This is a genomic window from Paracidovorax cattleyae (assembly GCF_900104515.1).
Taxonomy (GTDB): Bacteria; Pseudomonadota; Gammaproteobacteria; order Burkholderiales; family Burkholderiaceae_C; genus Paracidovorax; species Paracidovorax cattleyae.
Genome location: NZ_FNJL01000051.1, coordinates 1 through 20,284 on the forward strand (window position 1 = coordinate 1; position 20,284 = coordinate 20,284).

Here is a 20,284-nt window from a genome sequence, read left to right on the forward strand (position 1 = left end):
CTGCTGATCCAGCAGTCCAACTGCTTCGTGGTGGTGGAGCGCAGCGTGACCGGCATGGGCGCGATGAACCGTGAGCGGGCACTGATGCAATCGGGGGAGATGCGCGGCGGCAGCAGTTTCGGCCAGGGGCAGATGGTGGCGTCGGACTACGGCCTGTCGCCGGAGATCGTCTTCTCCAACAGCGACTCGGGCGGCATCGGCGGTGCGCTGGGCGCGCTCATCGGCGGCGGGCGCGGCCAGGCGCTGGGCCAGCTGGGCGGATCGCTGAAGACGCGCGAGGCGAGCGCGATGCTGACGCTGGTGGACAACCGCTCGGGCGTGCAGGTGTCGGTGTCGGAAGGCAGCGCCTCCAAGAGCGACTTCGCGGGCTTCGGCAGCATCTTCGGCAGCTCGGCGGGCGGCAACCTGGGCGGCTACCAGAACACCTCGCAGGGCAAGGTGCTGACGGCCGCGTTCATGGACGCATACAACCAGATGGTCATGGCGCTGCGCAACTACAAGGCGCAGAAGGTGCAGGGCCAGGGCCTGGGTGGCGGCGGCAGGCTGGGCGTGGACGGCGGCGCGGCGCCGTCGCAGACGAAGGCGGGCGCATCGATGTCGGTGCGCGAGGCGCAGGCACGGCTCAATGCGCTGGGCTACGACGTGGGCGCGCCGGATGGCGGCATGGGCGCGAAGACGGCGAACGGGCTGCGGGCCTTCCAGAAGGACAAGGGCCTGCCGGTGACGGGCCGCCTGGACTCGGCCACGACCGACGCGCTCTCGCGCTGACGCGCGGCATGGGCGGCGGGCTCCCGCCCCGCCGCTGCCCGGCCCTTGCAGGCCGGGCCCCCGGCTCAGTTCCCTCCGATGGGCGCGATCGTGTTCCAGAGGGCGGAGCAATTCGCGCCCTGGTCGATCGTGGATGCGCTGACACTGCTGTCTCCGGCCGTGTTCCATTGCACCAGTGGTGACGACAGGCCTGCGTAGGGCGTCCAGCGCGTTGGCAGGCTGCCGGACGCGGCCCAGGGCGCCGGGCTGGACGGGTTGTTCACGAAGCTCGCCCAGGCGGCCGCCATGGTCTGCGACAGTGCCTGGTCCGCGCGAGGGACGGGCCGCTGCGGGTCCAGTTGCCCGATGGTATTGAATACGTACGGTATTTCGTTGGCGTGGCAGACGTTCCCGGCATCCGGCTGGCAGGCCGGGACGGGCGTGCGCTGCGGGCCTGTCCTGTACAGGTTGAAGATCGGCGCCTGCGCGAACAGATAGCCGAAGGCCGGCAGCACGGGGCTGGCCTTCGCGTTGGCAACGGCTCCTCGGCCCGCCATGGCGAGGTTGCCGCAGCGGAAGGCGAAGTCGTTGATGATGTGCGACATCGTCACGGCCGAGCCGTTGTCCATGTAGATGGGGGCCGAGGCGGCGGGGGCCTTGTAGGGGGCTGCGCCTTGCACCGTGTAGCCGGTAATGGCCTTGGCGCTGTCGCGGCCCCAGACCCAGGGGACGACGATGTTGTTGACCGCGACGGGGCTGAGTTTGTCCTGCAGGCTCAGATAGGCCATGTCGGCGAAGACGACCCCCTCGTCCCGGTTGATGCCGAAGACGAACGGCTTCGCGGGCATGGGGCCGGTGGATGTGGCCGCGTAGCCGGCCAGGGGCTGCCCGGCGATGACCGTGCCGTCCAGGGTCGGCGACCAGGGCAGGCCGTCCTGGACCTGCGGGGCGGCCTCGCCCAGCAGGGCGACCAGGGGCGGCACCGAGGTCTGCATCCTGGCCGTGGCGCCAGCCTTGTCCTCCGATGGCGGCGCTTTCAGTGACTGGGTATCGATAATCTCCTGGAGCGTGGCATTTTTCAGGATGGGCTCGCGTTTCAGGCAATCTTTCATGTGCGCGCAGAGCGAGAGGCGGAAGAGTTCGCCCAGCTCATGGGCCTTGGCTGGTGTGCGGTACACGGAACCCACCGGATTGCTCTCCATGATCGCGGCCTGGAAGAGCTTCGCGCTGCCCGGCGCGGCGAACAGGTGCAGCCCGGTGGACATCGCGCCCGCGCTCTCGCCTGCGACGGTGACGCGCGCCGGGTCGCCGCCGAATGCGCGGATGTACTGCTGCACCCATTGCATGGCCTGCTGCTGGTCGAGGATGCCGAAATTGCCCTGGAGCGTGCCGCTCGGATCGACGCGCTTGTCGACACGGCCGAGCGCCAGGAACCCCAGTGCGCCCAGCCGGTAGTTGATGGTCACCACCACCATGTTGCCTGTGGCGGCCAGGTAGGAGCCGTCGAGGACGTTGCCGTTGGGAGACGGCTGGTAGCCGCTGCCTTCCACGAACGCGCCGCCGTGGATGAAGAACAGCACCGGCAGCGGCCGGGACGCCCCGAGGGCCGACTGCGGCGTGAAGACGTTCAGGTAGAGGCAGTCTTCGCTCTGGTTGCGGAAGACGGTGCTGTTGGACTGCGGGCAGAAGGCACCGGGTGCCGTCTGCGGTACGTTGCTGCCGGTGGGGGCGTACAGCTGGGGCGGCTGGAACCGGCCCGCCCTGGCGTACTGTATGCCGAGGTAGGTATTCACCGCCACCGGCGATCCGCCCGCGGGCGTGACCGAGGCCTGGCTTCCGCACGCGGACGCGCCGTTGCCGAACGTGGCTGTGGTGCCGCTGGCGCACGCGGGCGCCGGTGCGGCTGTGGCCTCGTGGTCCGTGCGGTGCATGCTGCAGCCCGTGCCGGCCAGCACGGCGGCGGAAAGCGCCAGCCAGGCGCCTCGGATGGTGTGCGGATGTCGCATGTCGGGTTCCCTCTCTCCATGTGTGGTGGCCGGGTGGCCGTTGTATTCGGCGCGAACGCCTTGCCCATTCTTGGTGCAAATCCCGGCCGGCCCGGGGGCGGGCACCTGAATCGTTCTGAAACGTCCTGAGCGGGCCATTCCGGCGCGCTCCCCCTATACTTCCGCCCGTTGGTGCTCGCGCGGCCGTTTCCGGCCGCGCAGTTAAACGGGAACCAGGAAGGGCCGCTCCGCCATGGACGACGGCCCCGGCCTGGGCTGCCCCCGCAACGGTCAGCGATGGAAGGCGCATGGGCTCAGGCCAGGCGCCTTCGGCCCCTGGAACGACGTCCACTGGAATGCCTTCGCGGCATCCGGGAAGGGCCCGGGGAGCCCGGCACGAACTGCCGCGCCGCCAGCCCGGATACCGGCCGACAGGGGAGCGCGCGCTTTTTGCGTGCATGCTCCATTCACGGACCCTGCGGGGAGGCAGGGTGCGGGCGCATCTTTGTTCGTCGCTTCCCATGCCAGATTCTTCGGCGCAGGCCAACGGGGCCTGCGACACCGCCGTCCCGGGACCGGGCACCGTCTGGTTCGTCGGTGCCGGGCCCGGCGATCCGGACCTCATCACCGTCAAGGGCCGCTCCCTGATCGAACGCGCGGGGGCCATCCTGTTCGCCGGCTCGCTCGTGGACGAAACCGCCACGCGCTGGGCGCCCCCGGGCTGCACCATCGCCGACAGCAAGTCCATGACGCTCGACCAGATGGCCGCGTGGCTCGTGCTGCAGGCGCAGAAGCACCGCACCGTGGTGCGCCTGCAGACGGGCGACCCTGCGCTGTACGGCGCGCTGGTCGAACTCGTGCAGCCGCTCGATGCGGCGGGCGTGCCGGTGCGCGTGGTGCCGGGGGTGTCCTCGGCCATGGCCTCGGCCGCCGCGGCGGTGGAGAGCTTCACGCTGCCCGAGGTCACGCAGACCGTGGTGTTCACGCGCGTGGAGGGCCGCACGCCCATGCCGCCCGGCGAATCGCTCGCCGAGCTGGCGCGGCACCGCTGCACGCTCTGCATCTTCCTGTCGATCACCCTGCTGCACAAGGTGCAGGCCGGGCTGCGCGAAGCCGGCTGGCCGGACGACGCGCCGCTGCTTGTGGTGCACAAGGCCTCCTGGCCGGGCGAGGAGCGCATCGTGCGCTGCACGGTGGCGGACGTGCGCGAGCGCTGCCGCGAGGCCCGGGTGGTGAGCCAGGCCATGATCATCGCCAGCCCCACGCTGGGCGCGCGCCACTGGCCCGAACTCGCCAAATCCAAGCTCTACGACCCGGGCTTCACCCACCGCTTCCGGCGCGCGAGCGATGCGCCGCTCGGCGCGGACGCCCCGGGTTCCCTGCCGCACACTCTGTCGGATATCCCACGATGACGCACCTGCACGCTCCGCACACCCACGGGCACTCCCACGAACACGGCCATGGCGTCGATCCGCACCACGGCACCGCTCCCGCGCTCGCGCAGGCCGGCACCACCGTGCTGCTGGTCGGCCACGGCTCGCGCGAGCCCGAAGGCAACGACGAGATCCATGCCTTCGTGCGCCAGTGGCGCGCGCGCCAGCCCGGCTGGCGCATCGAGGTCTGCTTCATCGAATTCGCGCCGCCCGGCCTGCACGACGGTCTGCTGATGGCCGCCCGGGGCAGCCGCCGCGTGCTGGTGCTGCCGCTCATCCTGAACGCGGCCGGCCACGTGAAGATGGAAATCCCCGAATCCATCGAGCATGCGCGCGAACACTGCCCGGGCGTCGAATTCCTTTACGGCCCGCACCTCACGGCCTGCGAGCCCATCCTCGCCATCCTGCAGCGCCAGCTGCGCCGCTGCATGCAGGCGCTGGACATGCCAGATCCCACCACCACGGGCGTGGTGCTGCTGGGCCGGGGCTCGTCCGACCGGCAGGCCAACGGCGACGTCGCCAAGATGGCGCGCTGGCTGCAGGAAGACAGCCACCACGAACTGGTGGAGATCGCCTTCACCGGCATCACCTGGCCGCGCCTGGAGCGCGTGGTGCAGCGCCAGGTGCTGCTGGGCATGAAGCAGATCGTGGTGCTGCCCTATTACCTCTACACCGGCACGCTGATGCAGCGCATCGGCCGCCAGGTGGAGCACCTGCGCGCGCAGTACCCGCAGGTGCGCTTCGCGCAGTCGGGCCATTTCGGCATGGAGCGCGAGATCTTCGAGCTGCTGGAGCAGCGCGTGGCCGACCTGCAGGCCGGCCTGCCCGACAGCCGCCTGCCCTGCGACGGCTGCAAGTACCGCGAAATCGCGCACGACCTGGGACACGGCCACAGCCACGAGCACACGCATGCCCATGCGCCCGCGGCCCCCGCCGAGGCAGGCGCCGGGCACGCTCACGCGCATGAACATGCGCACGGCCATGGCCACGATCACGCACACCACGGCCACGCCGCACCCCAGCCGGCCGGAGCCGCCGCATGAGCACGGTCAACACCGTCACCGAGCAGCTCACGCGCGCCGGCCAGGCCATCGAGCACGACAGCTTCGCGATCATCGACGCCGAGGCCGGCCCGCACGCGTACACCGCACAGCAGTGGCCCATCGTGCGGCGCATGATCCACGCCAACGCCGACTTCGAATTCAACGGCCTGACCGACTTCCACCCCCAGGCGGTCGAGGCCGGCATCGCCGCCATGCTGCGCGGCGGCGCCCCTGTGGTGGCCGACGTGGAGATGATCTGCTCGGGCCTGTCGCAGCCGCGCCTGGCGCACTTCGGCATGCGCACGCACCAGTTCATCAGCGACGCCGACGTGATCGCCCGCGCCCAGGCCGAAGACACCACGCGCGCCGTGCAGGCCATGCGCAAGGCGCACCGGCAGGGGCTGCTGCAGGGCGCCGTCGTCGGCATCGGCAATGCGCCCACCGCGCTCATCGAACTCGTGCGCCTGATCCGCGAGGAGGGCGTGCGCCCCGCGCTGGTGGTGGGCATGCCGGTGGGCTTTGTTTCCGCCGCCGAATCCAAGGACCTGATGGCCGAAGTCGCCGAGGTACCCTGGATCGTGATCCGTGGCCGCAAGGGCGGCTCCACCCTGGTGGTGGCCGCGCTGCACGCACTGCTGGCGCTGGCCGAGGCGCGGCAAAAGCAGGCCGCATCGCAGGCCCAGGGCGCGACAGGAGGCTGACTCCGCCATGATGGAGAAAACCGTCCGCCGCGGCACGCGCACCGGCTTCACCACCGGGGCCTGCTCCGCCGCGGCCGCGCGCGCCGCCGTGCTGGGCCTGGTCGAAGGCGCCGTGCCCGAGGCGGTGGACTGCCTGCTGCCCAACGGCGACATGGTGCGCTTCGCGGTGAACGACGGAACCTGCGAAGGTAGTCAGGCCGCGCACGCCATGGTCATCAAGGACGCGGGCGACGATCCCGACTGCACCGACAAGGCCCATCTCACCGCCGACGTGCGCGTGCTGCCCGGCCGCGTGGGCGAAGTGGTGCTCTGCGGCGGCTTCGGCGTGGGCACGGTCACCATGGCCGGCCTGGGCCTGGAAGTGGGCGGCCCGGCCATCAACCCCGTGCCGCGCCGCAACATCGAAGAGAACGTGCGCGCCGTGGGCAGCCCGCTGCTCGCGAACGCGGGGCTCGAAGTGACCATCTCCGTGCCCCAGGGCGAGGAGATGGCCAGGAAGACGCTGAATGCGCGCTTGGGGATTCTGGGCGGCATCTCCATCCTGGGCACCACCGGCATCGTCAAGCCCTATTCCACCTCGGCCTACCGCGCCAGCGTGGTGCAGGGCGTGCAGGTGGCCGCCACGCTGGGCCACGGCGTGGTGGTGCTCACCACCGGCGGGCGCACCGAGCAGTTCGCGATGAAGGAGCGGCCCGATCTGCCGGCTGCCTGCTTCGTGCAGATGGGCGACTTTTTGCGCTACGCGCTGGACGAGGCCGTGGCGCAGGGCCTGCGCGAAGTGGTCATCGGCGGCATGGTGGGCAAGCTCACGAAGATCGCCCAGGGCGAGACCATCACCCACGCCAACCGCGCCGAGGTCGATACGCAACTGCTGGCCGGGCTGGCCGCCCGCGTGGGTGCGCCGCCCGACGTGTGCGCCGAGATCGCCGCCGCCGAGACCGCGCGCTTCGGCGCCGAGCGCATGCAGGCGCTGGGCCTGGGCGAGCCCTTTCACCACGCGCTGGCGCAGGCCGTGGTGCAGACCCTCACGGCGTTCGACCGCTACGGCGACCGTTTCCACCTCACCGTGCTGGTCTGCGACTTCGACGGCAGCAAGATCACCGAGGCCGCCTCCGGGCCGGCCGCCACCGCCTGACCTCACGACGATGACGACCACGAACCTGCTCGAAAAAGACCCCCAGCCCTGCCGCGTGATCGGCGTGCTGGACGACGGCGCCGCCAGCCTCGGCGCCACTGCGCTCGCGCTGCTGCGCCGGGCCGACCTGGTGATCGGCGGCACGCGCACGCTGGCACTGCTGGAGGACGACATCGCCCCGCAGGCCGTGCGGCGCGACCTGACAGGCTGCCTCTCGTCCGTGCCCGGCTGGATCGCGGAGGCCCGTGCCGCCCAGCAGGCCTGCGTGGTGCTGGCCACGGGCGATCCGCTCTGCCACGGCATCGCCAGCTACCTGGCCTCGCGCCTGTGCATCCAGGCGCTGGAGGTGATGCCCAACGTCTCCACCCTGCAACTGGCCTGCGCCCGCCTGGGCCTGGCCTGGCAGGACGCGCGCATCGTCTCCGTGCATGCCAAGGATGCCGGCGAATGGGCCGTGGGCGCTGCACCCGCGCACGGCCTCTACGCGCTGGCCCAGGCCGTGCGCCAGCACGATCGCCTGGCCGTGCTCACCAGCCCCGACAACACGCCCGCGCGCATCGCCCGCCTGCTGGTGGCCGAGGACCTGGGCGACGATTTCCAGATCAGCGTGGCCGAGCGCCTGTGCACGCCGGACGAACGTGTGTGGGCCGACATGGCGCCGGCCGCTGCCGCGGCGCAGCAGTTCGCCGATCCCAACGTGGTGCTGCTGGTGCGCACGCGCCAGCGGCCCGACGCGGTGCGCTTCGGCCTGCCCGATGCGGCCTACCACCAGCGCCAGCCCGACAAGGGCTTGATCACCAAGCAGGAGGTGCGCGCCGTCTCGCTCGCCCGCATGCAGCTGCGCGCCGCCAGCCGCGTATGGGACATCGGCGCGGGCAGCGGCTCCGTGGGGCTGGAGGCCGCGCGCCTGTGCCCGCAGGGCCATGTCTGGGCGATGGAGAAGAACGAGGGCGACGTGGAGATCGCGCGCCGCAACGTGCGCGATTTCGGTGTCTCCAACCACACGCTGGTGCACGGCAAGGCGCCCGAGGGGCTCGATGCCTGGCCCGATCCGGACGCCGTCTTCATCGGCGGCTCGGGCGGCGAACTGGCCGAGCTGATCGCGCTGTGCCTCAGGCGCCTGCGCCCCGGTGGCTGGCTGGTGATGAACTTCGTCACGCTGGAGAACCTCGCCGCCGCCACCCAGGCCCTGCAGGCCGCCGGCGCCGCGTGGGACGTGCTGCAGCTGCAGGCCGCGCGCAGCAAGCCCATCCTGCACATGCACCGCATGGCGGCCGAGAACCCGGTGTGGATCGTCTGCGCGCAGGCGGGCAACGCTGGCGCCCCTGCCGTCGCCGTGGGGGAGGACGCATGACCGCTGAACATGTATCGCTCGCCGCATCGCTGCAGCCGCAAGCGGCACCGATCCAGCCAATGTCGCAAGGCCCCCTGGGCCGCCTCATCGGCGTTTCGCTCGGCCCTGGCGACCCGGGCCTCATCACCCGCGCCGCCTGGGTGCAGTTGCAGCGCACCGACGCCGTCTGGACCTACCCCGCGCGCAGCACCAAGACGCCCAGCTACGCCTGGGGCATCGTGCAGCGCGCCGGCCTCACACCGCCCGCCACGCACCAGACCCTGCTGTTTCCGATGACGCACGACGGCGACAAGCTCGCCCGTGCCTGGATGCGCGCGGCAGACACCGTGCTGCCCTGGCTGCAGGCCGGGCGGGACGTGCTCTTCCTGGTCGAGGGCGACGCCAGCACCTACGCCACCTTCGGCCACCTGGCGCGCACCGTGCGGGCGCTGGACGCGCGCATCGAGGCGCCCGTGATCGCGGGCGTGAACGCCTTCACGGCGGCCTGCGCCACGCGCGGCATGCCGCTGGCCGAGCAGGACGACACCATCGCCATCGTGCCCGCCGCCTACGGCGTGAGCGCGGTGGACCGCCTGCTGCCCGACTTCGACACCCTGGTGCTGATGAAGGTGAAGCCCCTCATGGACGACCTGATCGACTGGCTGGAGCGGCGCGGATTGCTGCCGCACACCCAGTTCATCGAGCGCGTGGGCGCGCCCGACGAGCGCTGCGTGGCCGGCAACGATCTGCCCGCTTTGCGCGGCACCAAGGTCAGCTACCTCTCGCTCATGGTGGTGAAGAACCCGCACCGCATCCGCGGCGAGCGCATCAAGGGCTGCCTGAAGAAATCCTCGCCCGCCGCCACGGCAGCGGGCCAACCCTTTGCCGACGAAGAACCGGAGCTTGCCGAATGACGACCCCGACCACCCCTCCCGCCACTCCCGACGTGGTGCTCTCCGCCCCCGCGCAGCCCGCCGGCGAGGTGCGCGTGTGCCTCGTCGCCATCACCCGCCACGGCGCCGCCCAGGCCGCGCAGCTGGCGCGCGACGTGCCCCAGGCGCATGTCTGCACCGCGGCCAAGTTCGCATCGGCCTTCGAGGGCCTGCCCAACACCGTGCGTGCCTACGAAGGCGCGCTGCGCGACGAGATCGCACCGCTCTTCGCGCAGTACGACCAACTGGTCTTCTTCGTCTCGCTGGGCGCCGTGGTGCGCCTGATCGCCCCGGTGCTCAAGTCGAAGGACGAAGACCCCGGCGTGACGGTGGTGGACGATGCCGGCCAGTTCGTCATCCCCGTGCTCTCGGGCCACGTGGGCGGCGCCAACGAATGGAGCGAGCGCATCGCCGCCCTGATCGGCGCCACGCCGGTGCTCACCACCGCGTCCGACGTGGGCAGGACCATTCCCGTCGATATCCTCGGCCGCCAGCTGGGCTGGCGCGTGGAGGCGCCCAAGATCAACATCACGCGCGTCTCGGCCCACGTGGTCAACGGCGAGCCCATCGCCGTGGTGCAGGAGGCCGGCAGCCGCCAGTGGTGGAACCGGCCCACGCCGCTGCCCGCCAACATCACCTGCCTGGACGGCTGGAGCGGCGTGGAGCCGGGTCGCTTCCAGGCCGTGCTGTGGATCACGCACGACGAGGTCGCGCCCGAGCGCTGGGCCGCGTGGCACGAGCGCCTGGTGGTCTATCGCCCGCCCATGGAAGCCGCCGCGTGAGCACTCCACACGGCGTTCGCCCGGCACCCCGCCTCGCCATCGGCCTGGGCTGCGACCGCGGCACGCCCGAGGCCACGGTCGAAGCCTGCCTGCGCGAGGCGCTGGCCCAGGCCGGCGCGCAGATCGCCCAGGTGGCCTTGGCCGCCAGCATCGAGGCCAAGCGGGACGAAGCCGCCTTTCTTTCACTGGCGGCCCGCCAGGGCTGGCCGCTGTGCTGGTACACCGCCGCGCAGCTGGCGGCCGTGCGCGTGCCCAACCCGTCGGAGACCGTGCTGCGCTACATGGGCACGCCCTCGGTCAGCGAAGCTGCCGCGCTGCTGGCCGCGGGCGCGGCCGATGCGTCGGCCCTGCTGGTCGAAAAGCACCGCCTGCGCGGCCCCGACGGGCGCAACGCCACCGTGTCCATCGCCCGCATTCCGCCTGCCCCGCCAGGCATCCCCGGTCACGCCGGCTGAAGCATCGCGCAAGCGCCTCGGCCGTTCCCTCCCGCAACTCCAGAAAGGTCCACCATGCATATCGAAATCGGCATCCTCTCGCAGGACAAGATCGCCTATGCCTCCGTCGCCGCCACCGCGCTGCTGGGCGCGCACGCGCTGCCCCTGCTCAAGAGCCCCACGGCCTGGCTGCGCACGCTGCTGGCCGCCTTCTTCTTCAGCGTGCTGATGCAGGTCTGGCACATGCCCATCGGCCCGTCCGAGCTGCACTTCGTCGGCGCCATGCCCATCTACCTGCTGTTCGGCTTCATCCCCACGCTGTTCGGCTTCGGCCTGGGGCTGCTCGCGCAGGCCCTGGTTTTCGAGCCGCAGGATCTGGCGCACCTCGCCATCAACTTTCTGAGCCTGGCCGTGCCGCTGTTCGCCGTCCACCACGGCCTGGGCCAGCGCATGCAGCGCATCAGCGTGGCCAACGTGCTCAAGCTGGACGCCATGTACTACGCGGGCGTCACCCTCATGGTCGGCTTCTGGCTCTCCATCAGCAGCGACCCGGCCCCCGTGGCCGACTGGGCGCTGTTCGCCGCCTCCTACCTCAGCCTGGTGGCCGTGGAGCCGCTGCTGACCATCGCCATCACCCTGGGCGCCACGCGCCTGCGCGGCCGCCGCTGGCTGGCCGCCTGCATCGACGAAGGCACGCTGCAGCGCATCGCCGCGCCCGGCGCCACCGCCGCCACGGCGGCCTGACCCCCATCCGAAAGAGACGACACGCACATGTCCGCAGGAAAGATCATGCTCGTGGGCATCGGCCCCGGCAGCACCGACCACATGACCGCGCGCGCCCGCGCCGCCATCGCCGAGGCCGACACCATCATCGGCTACGTCACCTACATCAAGCTGGTGGCCGACCTCATCGAGGGCAAGGAGATTATCCGCAAGTCCATGACCGAAGAGCTCGACCGCGCCATCGAATCGCTGGCCCGCGCCCGCGAGGGCAAGAAGGTCGCGCTGATTTCCTCGGGCGACGCGGGCGTCTATGGCATGGCCGGCCCCACGTTCGAGGTGCTGTTCCAGGCCGGCTGGACGCCGCCGGAAGTCGATGAGAACGGCGTGCCCGACCCCGAGGGCATCGAAGTCGAGATCGTGCCCGGCGCATCGGCCCTCAACAGTTGCGCGGCCCGCGTGGGCGCGCCGCTCACGCACGACTTCTGCGCCATCTCGCTGTCGGACCTGCTCACGCCCTGGCCCACCATCGCGCGCCGGCTCGACGCCGCCGCCATGGCCGACTTCGTGGTCGCGCTCTACAACCCCAAGAGCGGCCGCCGCACGCGCCAGATCGAGGAGGCCCAGCGGCTCTTCCTGCGCCACCGCAGCCCCGACACGCCCGTGGCCATTGTCAAGAGCGCCTACCGCCGCCGCGAGCGCATCGAATTCGCCACCCTGGCCACCATGTGCGATGCCGACATCGGCATGCTGAGCACCGTGCTCATCGGCAACAGCAACACCATCGTGCAGCACGGCCTCATGGTCACGCCGCGCGGGTACGCCAACAAGTACGACGTGGAGGGAGGAGGCGCCACGCGGGAGGGCGAGCGGCCGGGCCGCTCGCTCTCCACGGGCCTGAATGGCTGGCTGGAGAACCTGTTCGCCGACCATGCGGCCGGGGACAGCATCGAGGCCCTGGCCCGGCGCCACCGCCTGCCCGCGGACTACATCCGCGAAACCCTGCAGAACCCGCCCGTGCCCGCCGCGGCGGAACCGGCCGCCGAGGAAAGCGAAGCATGAGCCACGACACCCCCCACGACCCCGCCGGCGAAGCCGGTGCCGCCACAGAGCCCGCTCCCGTGGTGCGCCCCAGGATCGGCGACTACCGCCGCCACCTGCTGGTCTGCACCGGCACCCGCTGCACGCAGGACGGCGAATCGCAGGTGCTGTTCGACAGCCTGGGGGCCAAGTTCAAGGCCGCCGGCCTGAACGACGGCGAGCTGCGCGTCAAGCGCAGCCGCGTGAGCTGCTTCGCGGCCTGCAAGGGCGGGCCCGTGATGTGCGTGCAGCCCGACGGCACGTGGTACTACAACGTCACGCCCGAGAACATGGACCGCATCATCGCGCAGCACCTGGTCGGCGGCCGGCCGGTGGAAGACCTGGTGTTCCACCAGGGCCCTGCCGGCGGCTAGTTCCCGGCGGACGGCGCCCGCGGCACGCCGCTGGCACGGGCCAGCAGCGTGCGCAAGGCGGGCTGGCCGGGCGGCGTGGCCAGCCCGATGCCGAGCGCCAGGGCATCGCCCTCGGCCAGCCGCCGGTACACCACGCCTGCGCGCCGCAGTCCGGCGAAGGATGCCGCCAGCAGCGCGATACCCCGCCCGGCCGCCACGTCGGCCAGCAGGACATGGTGGTCCGCCGGCTCGCGCAGCCGGGGCGGCGCGAAGCGGTACCGGTCGAACACCCGCTGGCAATGGTCGTGGAAGGCCGGCTGCCGGGCGCGCTCGAACCAGAAGACGGGCTCCTGTGCCAGGTCGGCCAGCCGCACCAGTCGGCGCCGCGCCAGGGGGTGCGTGGACGGCATCGCCACCAGCATCGGCAGCCGGTCGAGCTCCAGCACCTCGAGCCCGCGCACGTCCGTCGGCAGCGCGATGAAGGCGGCATCGAGCCGGCCCGCGCGCAACTGCCGCACCAGCCGCGGCGAGGTGTCCGACGCCACCTCCACCCGCACTCCGGGCTGCAGGGCCTGCGCCCGGTCGGCCAGCCCCCGGAACCAGGCCGGTTCGGCCGCGCTGGTCAGCCCCAGCCGGAGCGTGGACGGCACGGCTGCCCCCTGGAATGCGGCCTCGGCCTGCCGCAGCAGATCGGCCACGCCGCGCGCATACGGCAGCAACCGGCGCCCGGCTGCGGTCAGGCTGACGCCACGGGCATGGCGGTCGAAGAGGGATGTGCCCAGCCGCGCTTCCAGTTCGCGGATCGCGCGGCTCAAGGGGGGCTGCGACAGGTGCAGCACCTCCGCTGCCTGCCGGAAGCTCAGGGCATCGGCCACGGCCAGGAAGAGGGCCAGCGAACGGGAATCGAGTTGGGAAGGCATACCGAAAAGGTATCACCGAATCGGTCATTCCCGTGGCGCTGCGGGCCTCCTACATTGGCAGCCAACCCATCCCGAAAGGAGCTCCGCATGCACCACGTATCCCCGGCGACCCCGCCCCATTCCATCTCACCGCGCGACCTGCGCTATGAACGCGGCACCCGCATGCTCGCCCAGGTGGACGGCCCCGCCGGCCTGGCCGTGGTGGAGCAACTGGCGCAGTCCTTCCCGGATTTCGCGCGCCTGCTGGTGGAATTCCCTTTCGGCGACATCTACGCCCGGCCCGCCCTGGGCCTGCGCGAGCGCGAACTGGCCACCGTGGCGGCCCTGTGCACCATGGGACACGCGCTGCCGCAACTGCGCGTGCATGTGCATGCCGCGCTGCACGTGGGCTGCGCCCCGGCCGAGATCGTCGAGGTGGTGGTGCAGATGGCCGTGTATGCCGGCTTCCCGGCCGCGCTCAATGCGCTGGGCGTGGTGCGCGAGGTGTTCGCCGCGTCGGGCATCGCGCTGCCGCTGCGCGGTGCGGGTCAGGACGAAGGGGACGAGGCTCCAGCGACCGCCGCGTAGCGCGAGACGAATGGGTGCCGTTGGGGCGCGCGCGCACGGCGTCACCGCGCGGCGGCGGACCGGCGCAGCAGCCAGCGCGCGGCGGCTCCGAGGAGGTACAGCGACAGCGCCGCCGGCAGCGTGAACATCGAACCCCAGGCGCCCACCATGAACATCGTGTACGCCATGTCGGACAGCCCCGGCGCAGCGGCGCAGTGCATGCCCGAACCCTCGTTGCCGGAGCACTCCAGCAGCGTGGCCAGCGGCCACCAGGCCAGCAGGAGCACCAGGGGCGCCAGGCCCAGGAGCGCACACAGCGCGCCGAACCAGTGGCGGGCAAGGAAGGGGAATCTCCGGGCAGGCTCGGCCATGGAGGGCTGTCCGGCTTACTTCCGGCCGCCCACCGCCAGCAGCAGCCCGCCCACGGCGATGGCACCGATGCCCAGCCACAGCGGGACGTTGACGCGCTCCTTCTCCTTGGCGGAGATCTCCAGCGGCCCCAGCTTCACCACCGTGGTGTCCTTGGTATAGCTGAAGCCTCCATAGGCGAGGCCGAGCGCGCCGGCCACGATGAGGGCAAGGGCGACGAGTCGGGTGGCGTTCATGGTGTCGGTTCTTTCCGGAAAGGATCCTGCGCGGGCACCGTGGGGCAGCGGGGCGGTCGCCCGGCAGTGGAATACGGAAACGCTGCCATGCAGGAGCATAAGCGCTGCCGCGGCGCAAAAGTTCAGCGCGGCCGGTACATCTTGAAGAGCTGTTCCGGCCCCACCGCGAAATAGTCGGCCGGGCCTCCCGCGCGCAGGATATGGCCGGCGCTGGCGGTGTCATAGATGCCGTCCCTGAGCAGCGCCCGGTCGATGTGGATGGCGACCACCTCGCCCAGCACCAGCCAGGTCGGCACCTGCACGCCATCGGAGCCCTGCAGCTGCAGGATCTGCGTGCAGCGGCACTCGAAGCCCACCGGGCTTTCCGCCACGCGGGGCGGGGTCACGTGGGACGACTCCAGCGGCGTGAGCCCGGCCAGGGTGAATTCGTCCACCTCGGGCGGCACGGCCGCGCAGGTCTGGTTCATGGCCTCGGCCAGGCCGCGGGTGGCGAGGTTCCACACGAACTCGCCGGTGGCCTGCACGTTGGCCAGCGTGTCCTTGGCGCCGATGCTGGCGAAGCCCACGATGGGCGGCACGTAGTTGAAGGCGTTGAAGAAGCTGTAGGGCGCGAGGTTGAGCACGCCCCCCGCACTGCGGGTGCTGATCCAGCCGATGGGTCGCGGCCCCACGATGGCGTTGAAAGGGTCGTGCGGCAGGCCGTGGCCCTGGCGCGGCTGGTAGCTGTGGAAGCGCGCATCACCGCCGGCAGCGGACGGCGCATCGGGAGAGGGGGAAGTGGGGACGTTCATGCGCAGGCACCATACCGGCATTGGTGCGCCCCCGCAATTGCTCACTCGCCGAAGTCCAGCGGCAGGCCGACGTAGTTCTCGGCGATGGTGCGCGAGCCTGCCTCGGAATGCAGCAGGTAGTCGATCTCGGCCGCCTGGAACCTGGCGGCGATGTCCGCGTCGTCGCCGGGGAAGTGGTGCATCAGCTGCGTGAACCACCAGGAGAAGCGCTCCGCGCGCCAGATGCGCTTCAGGCACCGCGCGGAGTACCCGTCGATGCCGGCCTCGCTGCGCCCGGCGTAGAACTCGATCAGCGCGGCCGAGAGGAACTTCACGTCCGTCGCCGCCAGGTTCAACCCCTTCGCGCCCGTGGGCGGCACGATGTGGCCCGCGTCGCCCGCCAGGAACATGCGGCCGAAGCGCAGCGGCTCGGTGACGAAGCTGCGCAGCGGGGCGATGCTCTTTTCCAGGCTGGGGCCGGTCACCAGGTGTTCGCGCGCTTCCGGGTCCAGGCGCAGGCGCAACTCGTCCCAGAAGGCTTCGTCGCTCCACTGCCCGGCCTGGTCGGTCAGCGGCACCTGCAGGTAGTAGCGGCTGCGCGTGGCGCTGCGCTGCGAGCAGAGCGCGAAGCCGCGCGGCGTGTTGGCGTAGATCAGCTCATGGTGCACGGGGGGCGTATCGGACAGCAGACCCAGCCAGCCGAACGGATAGACCTTCTCGTAGTTGCGCAAGGCGCCCTGCGGCACGCTGGCGCGGCACACGCCGTGGAAGCCGTCGCAGCCGGCGACGAAGTCGCACCGCAGCGTGTGCGTGGCGCCGTCCTTTTCAAAGGTGACGGCAGGGCGGGCCGTATCGAAGCCCTGCACCTGCACGTTGGCAGCGCTGTACACCGTGGGCAGGCCGGCGGCGGCGCGGGCGTCCATCAGGTCGCGCGTCACCTCGGTCTGGCCATAGACCATCACGTGCCGGCCATCCGCCAGCGCCTCCAGGTCGATGCGGTGGCGGCGGCCGTCCAGCAGCAGGTCGAAGCCGCGATGCACCAGTCCCTCCTGCCGCATGCGCGCGCCGACGCCGGCTTCCTCGAGCAATTCGATGGTCACCTGTTCCAGCACACCTGCGCGGATGCGGCCCAGCACGTGGTCCGCCGGCTGGCGCTCGATGATGACCGCGTCGATGCCGGCCCGGTGCAGCAACTGGCCCAACAGCAGGCCCGACGGGCCGGCGCCGATGATGGCGACCTGCGTGGCGGCGGGAACGGCGGTGCGGGGCACCGGTGCGGCCCCCGGGGTGCGGGTGGTCATGGGCTTGTCTCCTGCCGCGGATGCGCGGCGGCCTGCTGTGCGGATGGCGGTTGGCGAAACCTTCTTTTTCCTGCAGCGTAGGTCCGAGGCCCCCCGCGCGCCATGGCGTGTGCGGTGAGACTGCGCGATCATCGCGCAATCGATGCGATGATCGCGCAATACCGCTGCAGGCTTCCATGGCACCACGCAAACTCTCCTCAGCCCACCCGCCATCCGCTGCACCCGCGGCGGGCCCGGGGCCCGGCATCGCCCATGCCGACTTCATCGCCGGCATGGCCAGGGGCCTGGCCGTGCTGGAGAGCTTCGACACCGAGCGCCAGCGCCTCAACGCCACCCTGGCGGCCGAGCGCGCCGGCCTCACGCGCGCGGCGGCACGGCGCCACCTGCTCACGCTGGCGTACCTGGGCTATCTGGAAAGCGACGGGCAGTACTTCTGGCTGGCGCCCAAGGTGCTCCGGCTGGCGGGCAGCTACCTGGCCTCGGCCCGGCTGCCGCGCCTGGTGCAGCCCACGCTCGACCGCCTGGCCGCGCAGACGCAGCTGCCGTTTTCCACCGTGGTGCTGGAAGGGCGAGAGGTGGTCATCGTTGCGCGCAGCGCCGCCGCCTCGCAGGCCGATGGCGTGCGGGGCGCCGCGGACCGCGTGCTGGCCTATGGCCTGCACCTGGGCAGCCGCCTGCCTGCGCACGCCACCTCCACCGGCCGCATGCTGCTGGCCACCCGTTCCCGCAGCGCTGTGCGCGACTGGCTGCGCGGGCACCCGCTGCCGCGCCTGACCGCCTACACGCTGACCGATGCACCCGCGCTGCACGCCGCCATCGACCAGGCCCGCGCGGAGGACTGCTGCGTCGCCTGCGAAGAACACGAACTGGGCGTGCTGGCCCTGGCCGTGCCGCTGCGCGACCTGCAGGGCCGGGCCGTCGCCGCGCTCAATGTGGTCACCGCGCCGGACCGCCTGTCGCCCGAGCGCCTGCAACGCGACCTGCTGCCGGTGCTCCAGGAGGCCGCGCGGGAGCTGCGGCCCATGCTCTGACGAGCCGGCGGCCAGCGCGGGCCGGCCCGCTGGCGGTGCCTTTCAGTCCAGCGTCACGTTCGCCTTGCGGATCACGTCGCCGAAGCGCTGGCTCTCGCCCTGGATGAACTGGCTGAACTGGGCGCGCGTGGTGGGGAAGGACTCGTAGGCGAAGCTCCTGAATTTCTCCTGCACCTCGGGCGCCATCAGCGCCTCTTCCACGTCGCGCTTGATCCTGTCGGTGACGGCCGCGGGGAGGCCGGGCGGCACGGCGATGGCGTTCCAGCCGATCACCTCGAAACCCTTCGGCCCGCCCGACTCGCCCACGGTGGGCACGTCGGGGTAGCTGGCCGAGCGCTGCGGCGCCGCGATCGCCAGGAAGCGCAGCTTGCCCGCGCGCTGCAGCGGCCCGGCCGTGGCGGCCGTGCCCAGGGCGAAGGCCAGGTCGCCCGTGGAGACCGAGGTGTAGAGCTGCGTGGTTTCCTTGTAGACGATGTGCTCCATCTGCGTGCCGGTGATCGACTCGAACAGCTCCGAGCCCAGGTGCACCGGGTTGCCCACCGACCATGAGCCGTAGTTCAGCTTGCCCGGATGGGCCTTGGCGTCGGCGACCAGGTCGGCTACCGACCGGTAGGGGCTGTGGGTGGGCACCGTGAAGAAGAAATAGGTCCTGAACAGGGGCAGCAGCGGGTCGAAGTCCTTCACCGGGTCGTAGGGCAGCTTCTTGAACAGGCTGGGATAGGCGGCCAGGTGGACGTTGTCCAGCACGATCATGTCGGTGCCGTCCCGGGCGCCGCGCTTGAAGGCGTCGATGGCGATGAAGCCGTTGCCGCCCGGCCGGTTGTCCACCGTCACGGGCTGGCCCCAGGTGCGGGCAAGGCGGTCGGCCACCAGCCGCGCCACGCCGTCGGGCCCGCCGCCCACCGGGAAGGGGGTGATGATGCGCACCGGCTTGGCGGGCCAGGCGGCCGGGGCCTGTGCCCGGGAGGCCAGGGGGAGGGCGCAGGCGGCAGCGGTGGCGGCCAGGGCCAGCAGGGCGCGGCGGACGTGGGAAGTGGCGCGGTTCGTCATGGCATGTCTCTCTGTGCAGGAGTGGGCATTCTTGCGCGCATGCCGCCGATTGCCCTCGGGGCCTACCCGGTATCCAGCCCTGACGCGCGGTTCAGGGCTGCAGTCCCAGGAACCGCGCCGGCGGCATGCCCACCGCGCGCCGCACCATGGCGCTGAACGCGCTGGGGCTGCTGTAGCCCAGTTCGGCCGCGATCTGGTTCACGGGCCGCCGCCCCGCCGCCAGTGCCACGGCCTCGGCCAGCAGCACCTGCTGGCGCCACTGCGTGAAGGTGGTGGACAGGTCGTTCCGGAAAAGCCGCGCCACCGTGCGCGGGCTGGCGCCGGTGTCGCGCGCCCATTCGGCCAGCGTCTCGTGGCGCGTGGGGTCGGCCAGCACCGCCTCGCACAGGTGCCGCAGGCGCTTGTCGCGCGGCAGCTGCACGCCCAGGCGCACGGCGCTGGCGCTGCACAGCTCTTCGCGGATCAGCGCGCTCAGGAGGCGCTCGCGGCGCAGCACCTCGGGCGCAAGCGGCGGGGCGTCGTCGCTCCCGGTGGGCATCTCGCACACCAGCGCGCGCAGCAGCTCGGACATCTCCAGCACGCGGCACTGGCGCCACAGCGGGTCTTCGGCCCGCGCCACGCCGGGGCCGCAACGCCCGCGCGGCTGGTGCAGGTAAAGCGTGCGCATGTCGGCGTCTTCCACCACGGTCACCGCATGCTCCACGCCGGGAGGGATCCACACCGCGCGCGATGGCGGCACGGTGTAGGTGCCTTCGGCCACCGTCAGGCGGATCACGCCCGTGGTCGATACGGCCACCTGCGCCCAGGGGTGGTGGTGCGGCATCACCTGCGTGCCGGCTTTCAACTGGCGGTGCTTCGCGCGCATCGGCCGCGCCGCGCCGGGCACGAAGAGATGCGGCGTGAGCGAGGGCACGAAAGCCACCATGCGCCGCGGGGAAGCGGAGGGCCGGGGCTGTGCGGAGCGCCCGGCGGGGGGCAGGGCGGTCGGCGGCTGGGCGGAGTTTGGCATGTTCTCGACAGTGATTGGCAGACTATCGTAATTCAGACGCAACCCGCCTGCCTAAGAGCCTGTTTACGATCTTTTTAGAGCCGACAATTGCTTGGTGAAAAGAAAGCCCTACCCAAGCGACATAAGCAGAGAGAAGTTCGCCGAGATCGAGCCCTTGTTGCGCAGCGTTCGGCGCAGTACCAAGCCCATAGAGCTGGATCTCTACGAGGTGTTCTGCGCGGTGCTCTACCTACTGCGCACAGGCTGTCAGTGGAGGTTTCTTCCGCCGGAGTTTCCCAAGTGGCAGAACGTGTATGCGTACTGGCGCAAGTGGAGCGAGCCTGACCTGCACGGGATAAGCGTGCTGGAGCAGGCCCTCAAAAAATCAGGTTGGC

23 protein-coding genes and 1 riboswitch are annotated in these 20,284 nt (G+C 71.3%); of the genes, 15 read left to right on the plus strand and 8 right to left on the minus strand.

Translation table 11 applies throughout. From position 1 onward, the window contains the following. Window positions 1-768 (plus strand): peptidoglycan-binding protein (locus BLR05_RS24385; protein WP_092840123.1); only part of this gene is annotated, 768 nt, incomplete at its 5' end. Window positions 769-833: 65 nt separating this feature from the next. On the opposite strand, the gene BLR05_RS24390 is transcribed toward BLR05_RS24385, so the two are convergent. Then, window positions 834-2,753 carry a carboxylesterase family protein gene (locus tag BLR05_RS24390; RefSeq protein ID WP_092840126.1) on the minus strand — a complete coding sequence of 640 codons (1,920 nt, stop codon included), beginning with the start codon at window positions 2,751-2,753 and terminating at the stop codon, window positions 834-836. 152 nt (window positions 2,754-2,905) lie between these two features. Continuing rightward, window positions 2,906-3,179, plus strand: a riboswitch (cobalamin riboswitch). A gap of 74 nt (window positions 3,180-3,253) precedes the next feature. Between BLR05_RS24390 and cobM the strand changes: the two genes are divergently transcribed. The 11 genes from cobM to BLR05_RS24445 are packed head-to-tail and all read left to right on the plus strand — an operon-like array spanning window position 3,254 to window position 12,699. Continuing rightward, complete coding sequence (cobM, locus tag BLR05_RS24395) at window positions 3,254-4,144, plus strand: precorrin-4 C(11)-methyltransferase (RefSeq protein WP_092840129.1); 891 nt, start codon at window positions 3,254-3,256, stop codon at window positions 4,142-4,144. After that, window positions 4,141-5,208 carry a sirohydrochlorin chelatase gene (locus BLR05_RS24400; protein ID WP_192883830.1) on the plus strand — a complete coding sequence of 356 codons (1,068 nt, stop codon included), beginning with the start codon at window positions 4,141-4,143 and terminating at the stop codon, window positions 5,206-5,208. Before cobM ends, BLR05_RS24400 begins: the two co-directional genes overlap by 4 nt. Beyond that, window positions 5,205-5,909 (plus strand): precorrin-8X methylmutase, encoded by a 705-nt coding sequence (locus BLR05_RS24405; RefSeq protein ID WP_092840132.1) that lies wholly within the window; start codon window positions 5,205-5,207, stop codon window positions 5,907-5,909. Before BLR05_RS24400 ends, BLR05_RS24405 begins: the two co-directional genes overlap by 4 nt. 7 nt (window positions 5,910-5,916) lie before the next feature. Next, window positions 5,917-7,044 carry a cobalt-precorrin-5B (C(1))-methyltransferase gene (locus BLR05_RS24410; protein WP_092840135.1) on the plus strand — a complete coding sequence of 376 codons (1,128 nt, stop codon included), beginning with the start codon at window positions 5,917-5,919 and terminating at the stop codon, window positions 7,042-7,044. Between the two features lie 10 nt (window positions 7,045-7,054). Continuing rightward, a complete protein-coding gene (gene cbiE, locus BLR05_RS24415; RefSeq protein ID WP_092840138.1) occupies window positions 7,055-8,398 on the plus strand; it encodes a precorrin-6y C5,15-methyltransferase (decarboxylating) subunit CbiE in 1,344 nt (447 codons plus the stop codon). Then, window positions 8,395-9,291, plus strand: a complete 897-nt coding sequence (cobI, locus tag BLR05_RS24420; RefSeq protein WP_092840141.1) for a precorrin-2 C(20)-methyltransferase — start codon at window positions 8,395-8,397, stop codon at window positions 9,289-9,291. Before cbiE ends, cobI begins: the two co-directional genes overlap by 4 nt. Then, on the plus strand, window positions 9,288-10,091 hold the full coding sequence (locus tag BLR05_RS24425; protein WP_192883831.1) for a cobalamin biosynthesis central domain-containing protein: 804 nt from the start codon (window positions 9,288-9,290) through the stop codon (window positions 10,089-10,091). Before cobI ends, BLR05_RS24425 begins: the two co-directional genes overlap by 4 nt. Beyond that, window positions 10,088-10,546 (plus strand): cobalamin biosynthesis protein, encoded by a 459-nt coding sequence (locus BLR05_RS24430; RefSeq protein ID WP_092840144.1) that lies wholly within the window; start codon window positions 10,088-10,090, stop codon window positions 10,544-10,546. Before BLR05_RS24425 ends, BLR05_RS24430 begins: the two co-directional genes overlap by 4 nt. Before the next feature lie 54 nt (window positions 10,547-10,600). Further along, entirely contained in the window at window positions 10,601-11,269 is a 669-nt protein-coding gene (locus tag BLR05_RS24435; RefSeq protein ID WP_092840148.1) for an energy-coupling factor ABC transporter permease, read from the plus strand. Between the two features lie 27 nt (window positions 11,270-11,296). Then, window positions 11,297-12,307, plus strand: a complete 1,011-nt coding sequence (gene cobJ / locus BLR05_RS24440; protein WP_092840150.1) for a precorrin-3B C(17)-methyltransferase — start codon at window positions 11,297-11,299, stop codon at window positions 12,305-12,307. Then, the gene (locus BLR05_RS24445) at window positions 12,304-12,699 is read left to right on the plus strand and encodes a (2Fe-2S) ferredoxin domain-containing protein (protein ID WP_092840153.1); all 396 of its coding nucleotides are present in this window, start codon (window positions 12,304-12,306) and stop codon (window positions 12,697-12,699) included. The genes cobJ and BLR05_RS24445 overlap by 4 nt, the downstream gene beginning before the upstream one ends. Here the strand turns inward: BLR05_RS24445 and BLR05_RS24450 are convergent. Next, window positions 12,696-13,598 carry a LysR family transcriptional regulator gene (locus BLR05_RS24450; RefSeq protein ID WP_092840156.1) on the minus strand — a complete coding sequence of 301 codons (903 nt, stop codon included), beginning with the start codon at window positions 13,596-13,598 and terminating at the stop codon, window positions 12,696-12,698. The genes BLR05_RS24445 and BLR05_RS24450 overlap by 4 nt on opposite strands. An 87-nt stretch (window positions 13,599-13,685) precedes the next feature. Between BLR05_RS24450 and BLR05_RS24455 the strand changes: the two genes are divergently transcribed. Beyond that, on the plus strand, window positions 13,686-14,165 hold the full coding sequence (locus tag BLR05_RS24455; RefSeq protein ID WP_092840159.1) for a carboxymuconolactone decarboxylase family protein: 480 nt from the start codon (window positions 13,686-13,688) through the stop codon (window positions 14,163-14,165). A gap of 41 nt (window positions 14,166-14,206) precedes the next feature. On the opposite strand, the gene BLR05_RS24460 is transcribed toward BLR05_RS24455, so the two are convergent. The 4 genes from BLR05_RS24460 to pobA form a co-directional block, all read right to left on the minus strand. Next, window positions 14,207-14,515, minus strand: a complete 309-nt coding sequence (locus BLR05_RS24460; protein ID WP_092840162.1) for a hypothetical protein — start codon at window positions 14,513-14,515, stop codon at window positions 14,207-14,209. 15 nt (window positions 14,516-14,530) lie between these two features. After that, on the minus strand, window positions 14,531-14,749 hold the full coding sequence (locus BLR05_RS24465) for a hypothetical protein (protein WP_092840165.1): 219 nt from the start codon (window positions 14,747-14,749) through the stop codon (window positions 14,531-14,533). A 122-nt stretch (window positions 14,750-14,871) separates the two neighbouring features. Further along, a complete protein-coding gene (locus BLR05_RS24470) occupies window positions 14,872-15,540 on the minus strand; it encodes a flavin reductase family protein (protein WP_377777326.1) in 669 nt (222 codons plus the stop codon). A gap of 41 nt (window positions 15,541-15,581) precedes the next feature. Beyond that, entirely contained in the window at window positions 15,582-16,820 is a 1,239-nt protein-coding gene (gene pobA / locus BLR05_RS24475) for a 4-hydroxybenzoate 3-monooxygenase (RefSeq protein ID WP_092840171.1), read from the minus strand. Window positions 16,821-16,996: 176 nt separating this feature from the next. On the opposite strand from pobA, the gene BLR05_RS24480 reads away from it, so the two are divergent. Then, a complete protein-coding gene (locus tag BLR05_RS24480) occupies window positions 16,997-17,851 on the plus strand; it encodes an IclR family transcriptional regulator domain-containing protein (RefSeq protein WP_092840174.1) in 855 nt (284 codons plus the stop codon). Between the two features lie 42 nt (window positions 17,852-17,893). Here BLR05_RS24480 and BLR05_RS24485 read toward each other — a convergent pair whose 3' ends face one another. Together BLR05_RS24485 and BLR05_RS24490 are read right to left on the minus strand one after the other, a co-directional pair. Further along, window positions 17,894-18,901 carry a Bug family tripartite tricarboxylate transporter substrate binding protein gene (locus BLR05_RS24485; protein WP_092840177.1) on the minus strand — a complete coding sequence of 336 codons (1,008 nt, stop codon included), beginning with the start codon at window positions 18,899-18,901 and terminating at the stop codon, window positions 17,894-17,896. Between the two features lie 91 nt (window positions 18,902-18,992). Further along, window positions 18,993-19,910, minus strand: a complete 918-nt coding sequence (locus BLR05_RS24490) for an AraC family transcriptional regulator (protein ID WP_092840180.1) — start codon at window positions 19,908-19,910, stop codon at window positions 18,993-18,995. A gap of 91 nt (window positions 19,911-20,001) precedes the next feature. On the opposite strand from BLR05_RS24490, the gene BLR05_RS24495 reads away from it, so the two are divergent. Further along, the coding region (locus tag BLR05_RS24495; protein ID WP_143015894.1) for a transposase at window positions 20,002-20,284 on the plus strand (283 nt) is incomplete at its 3' end.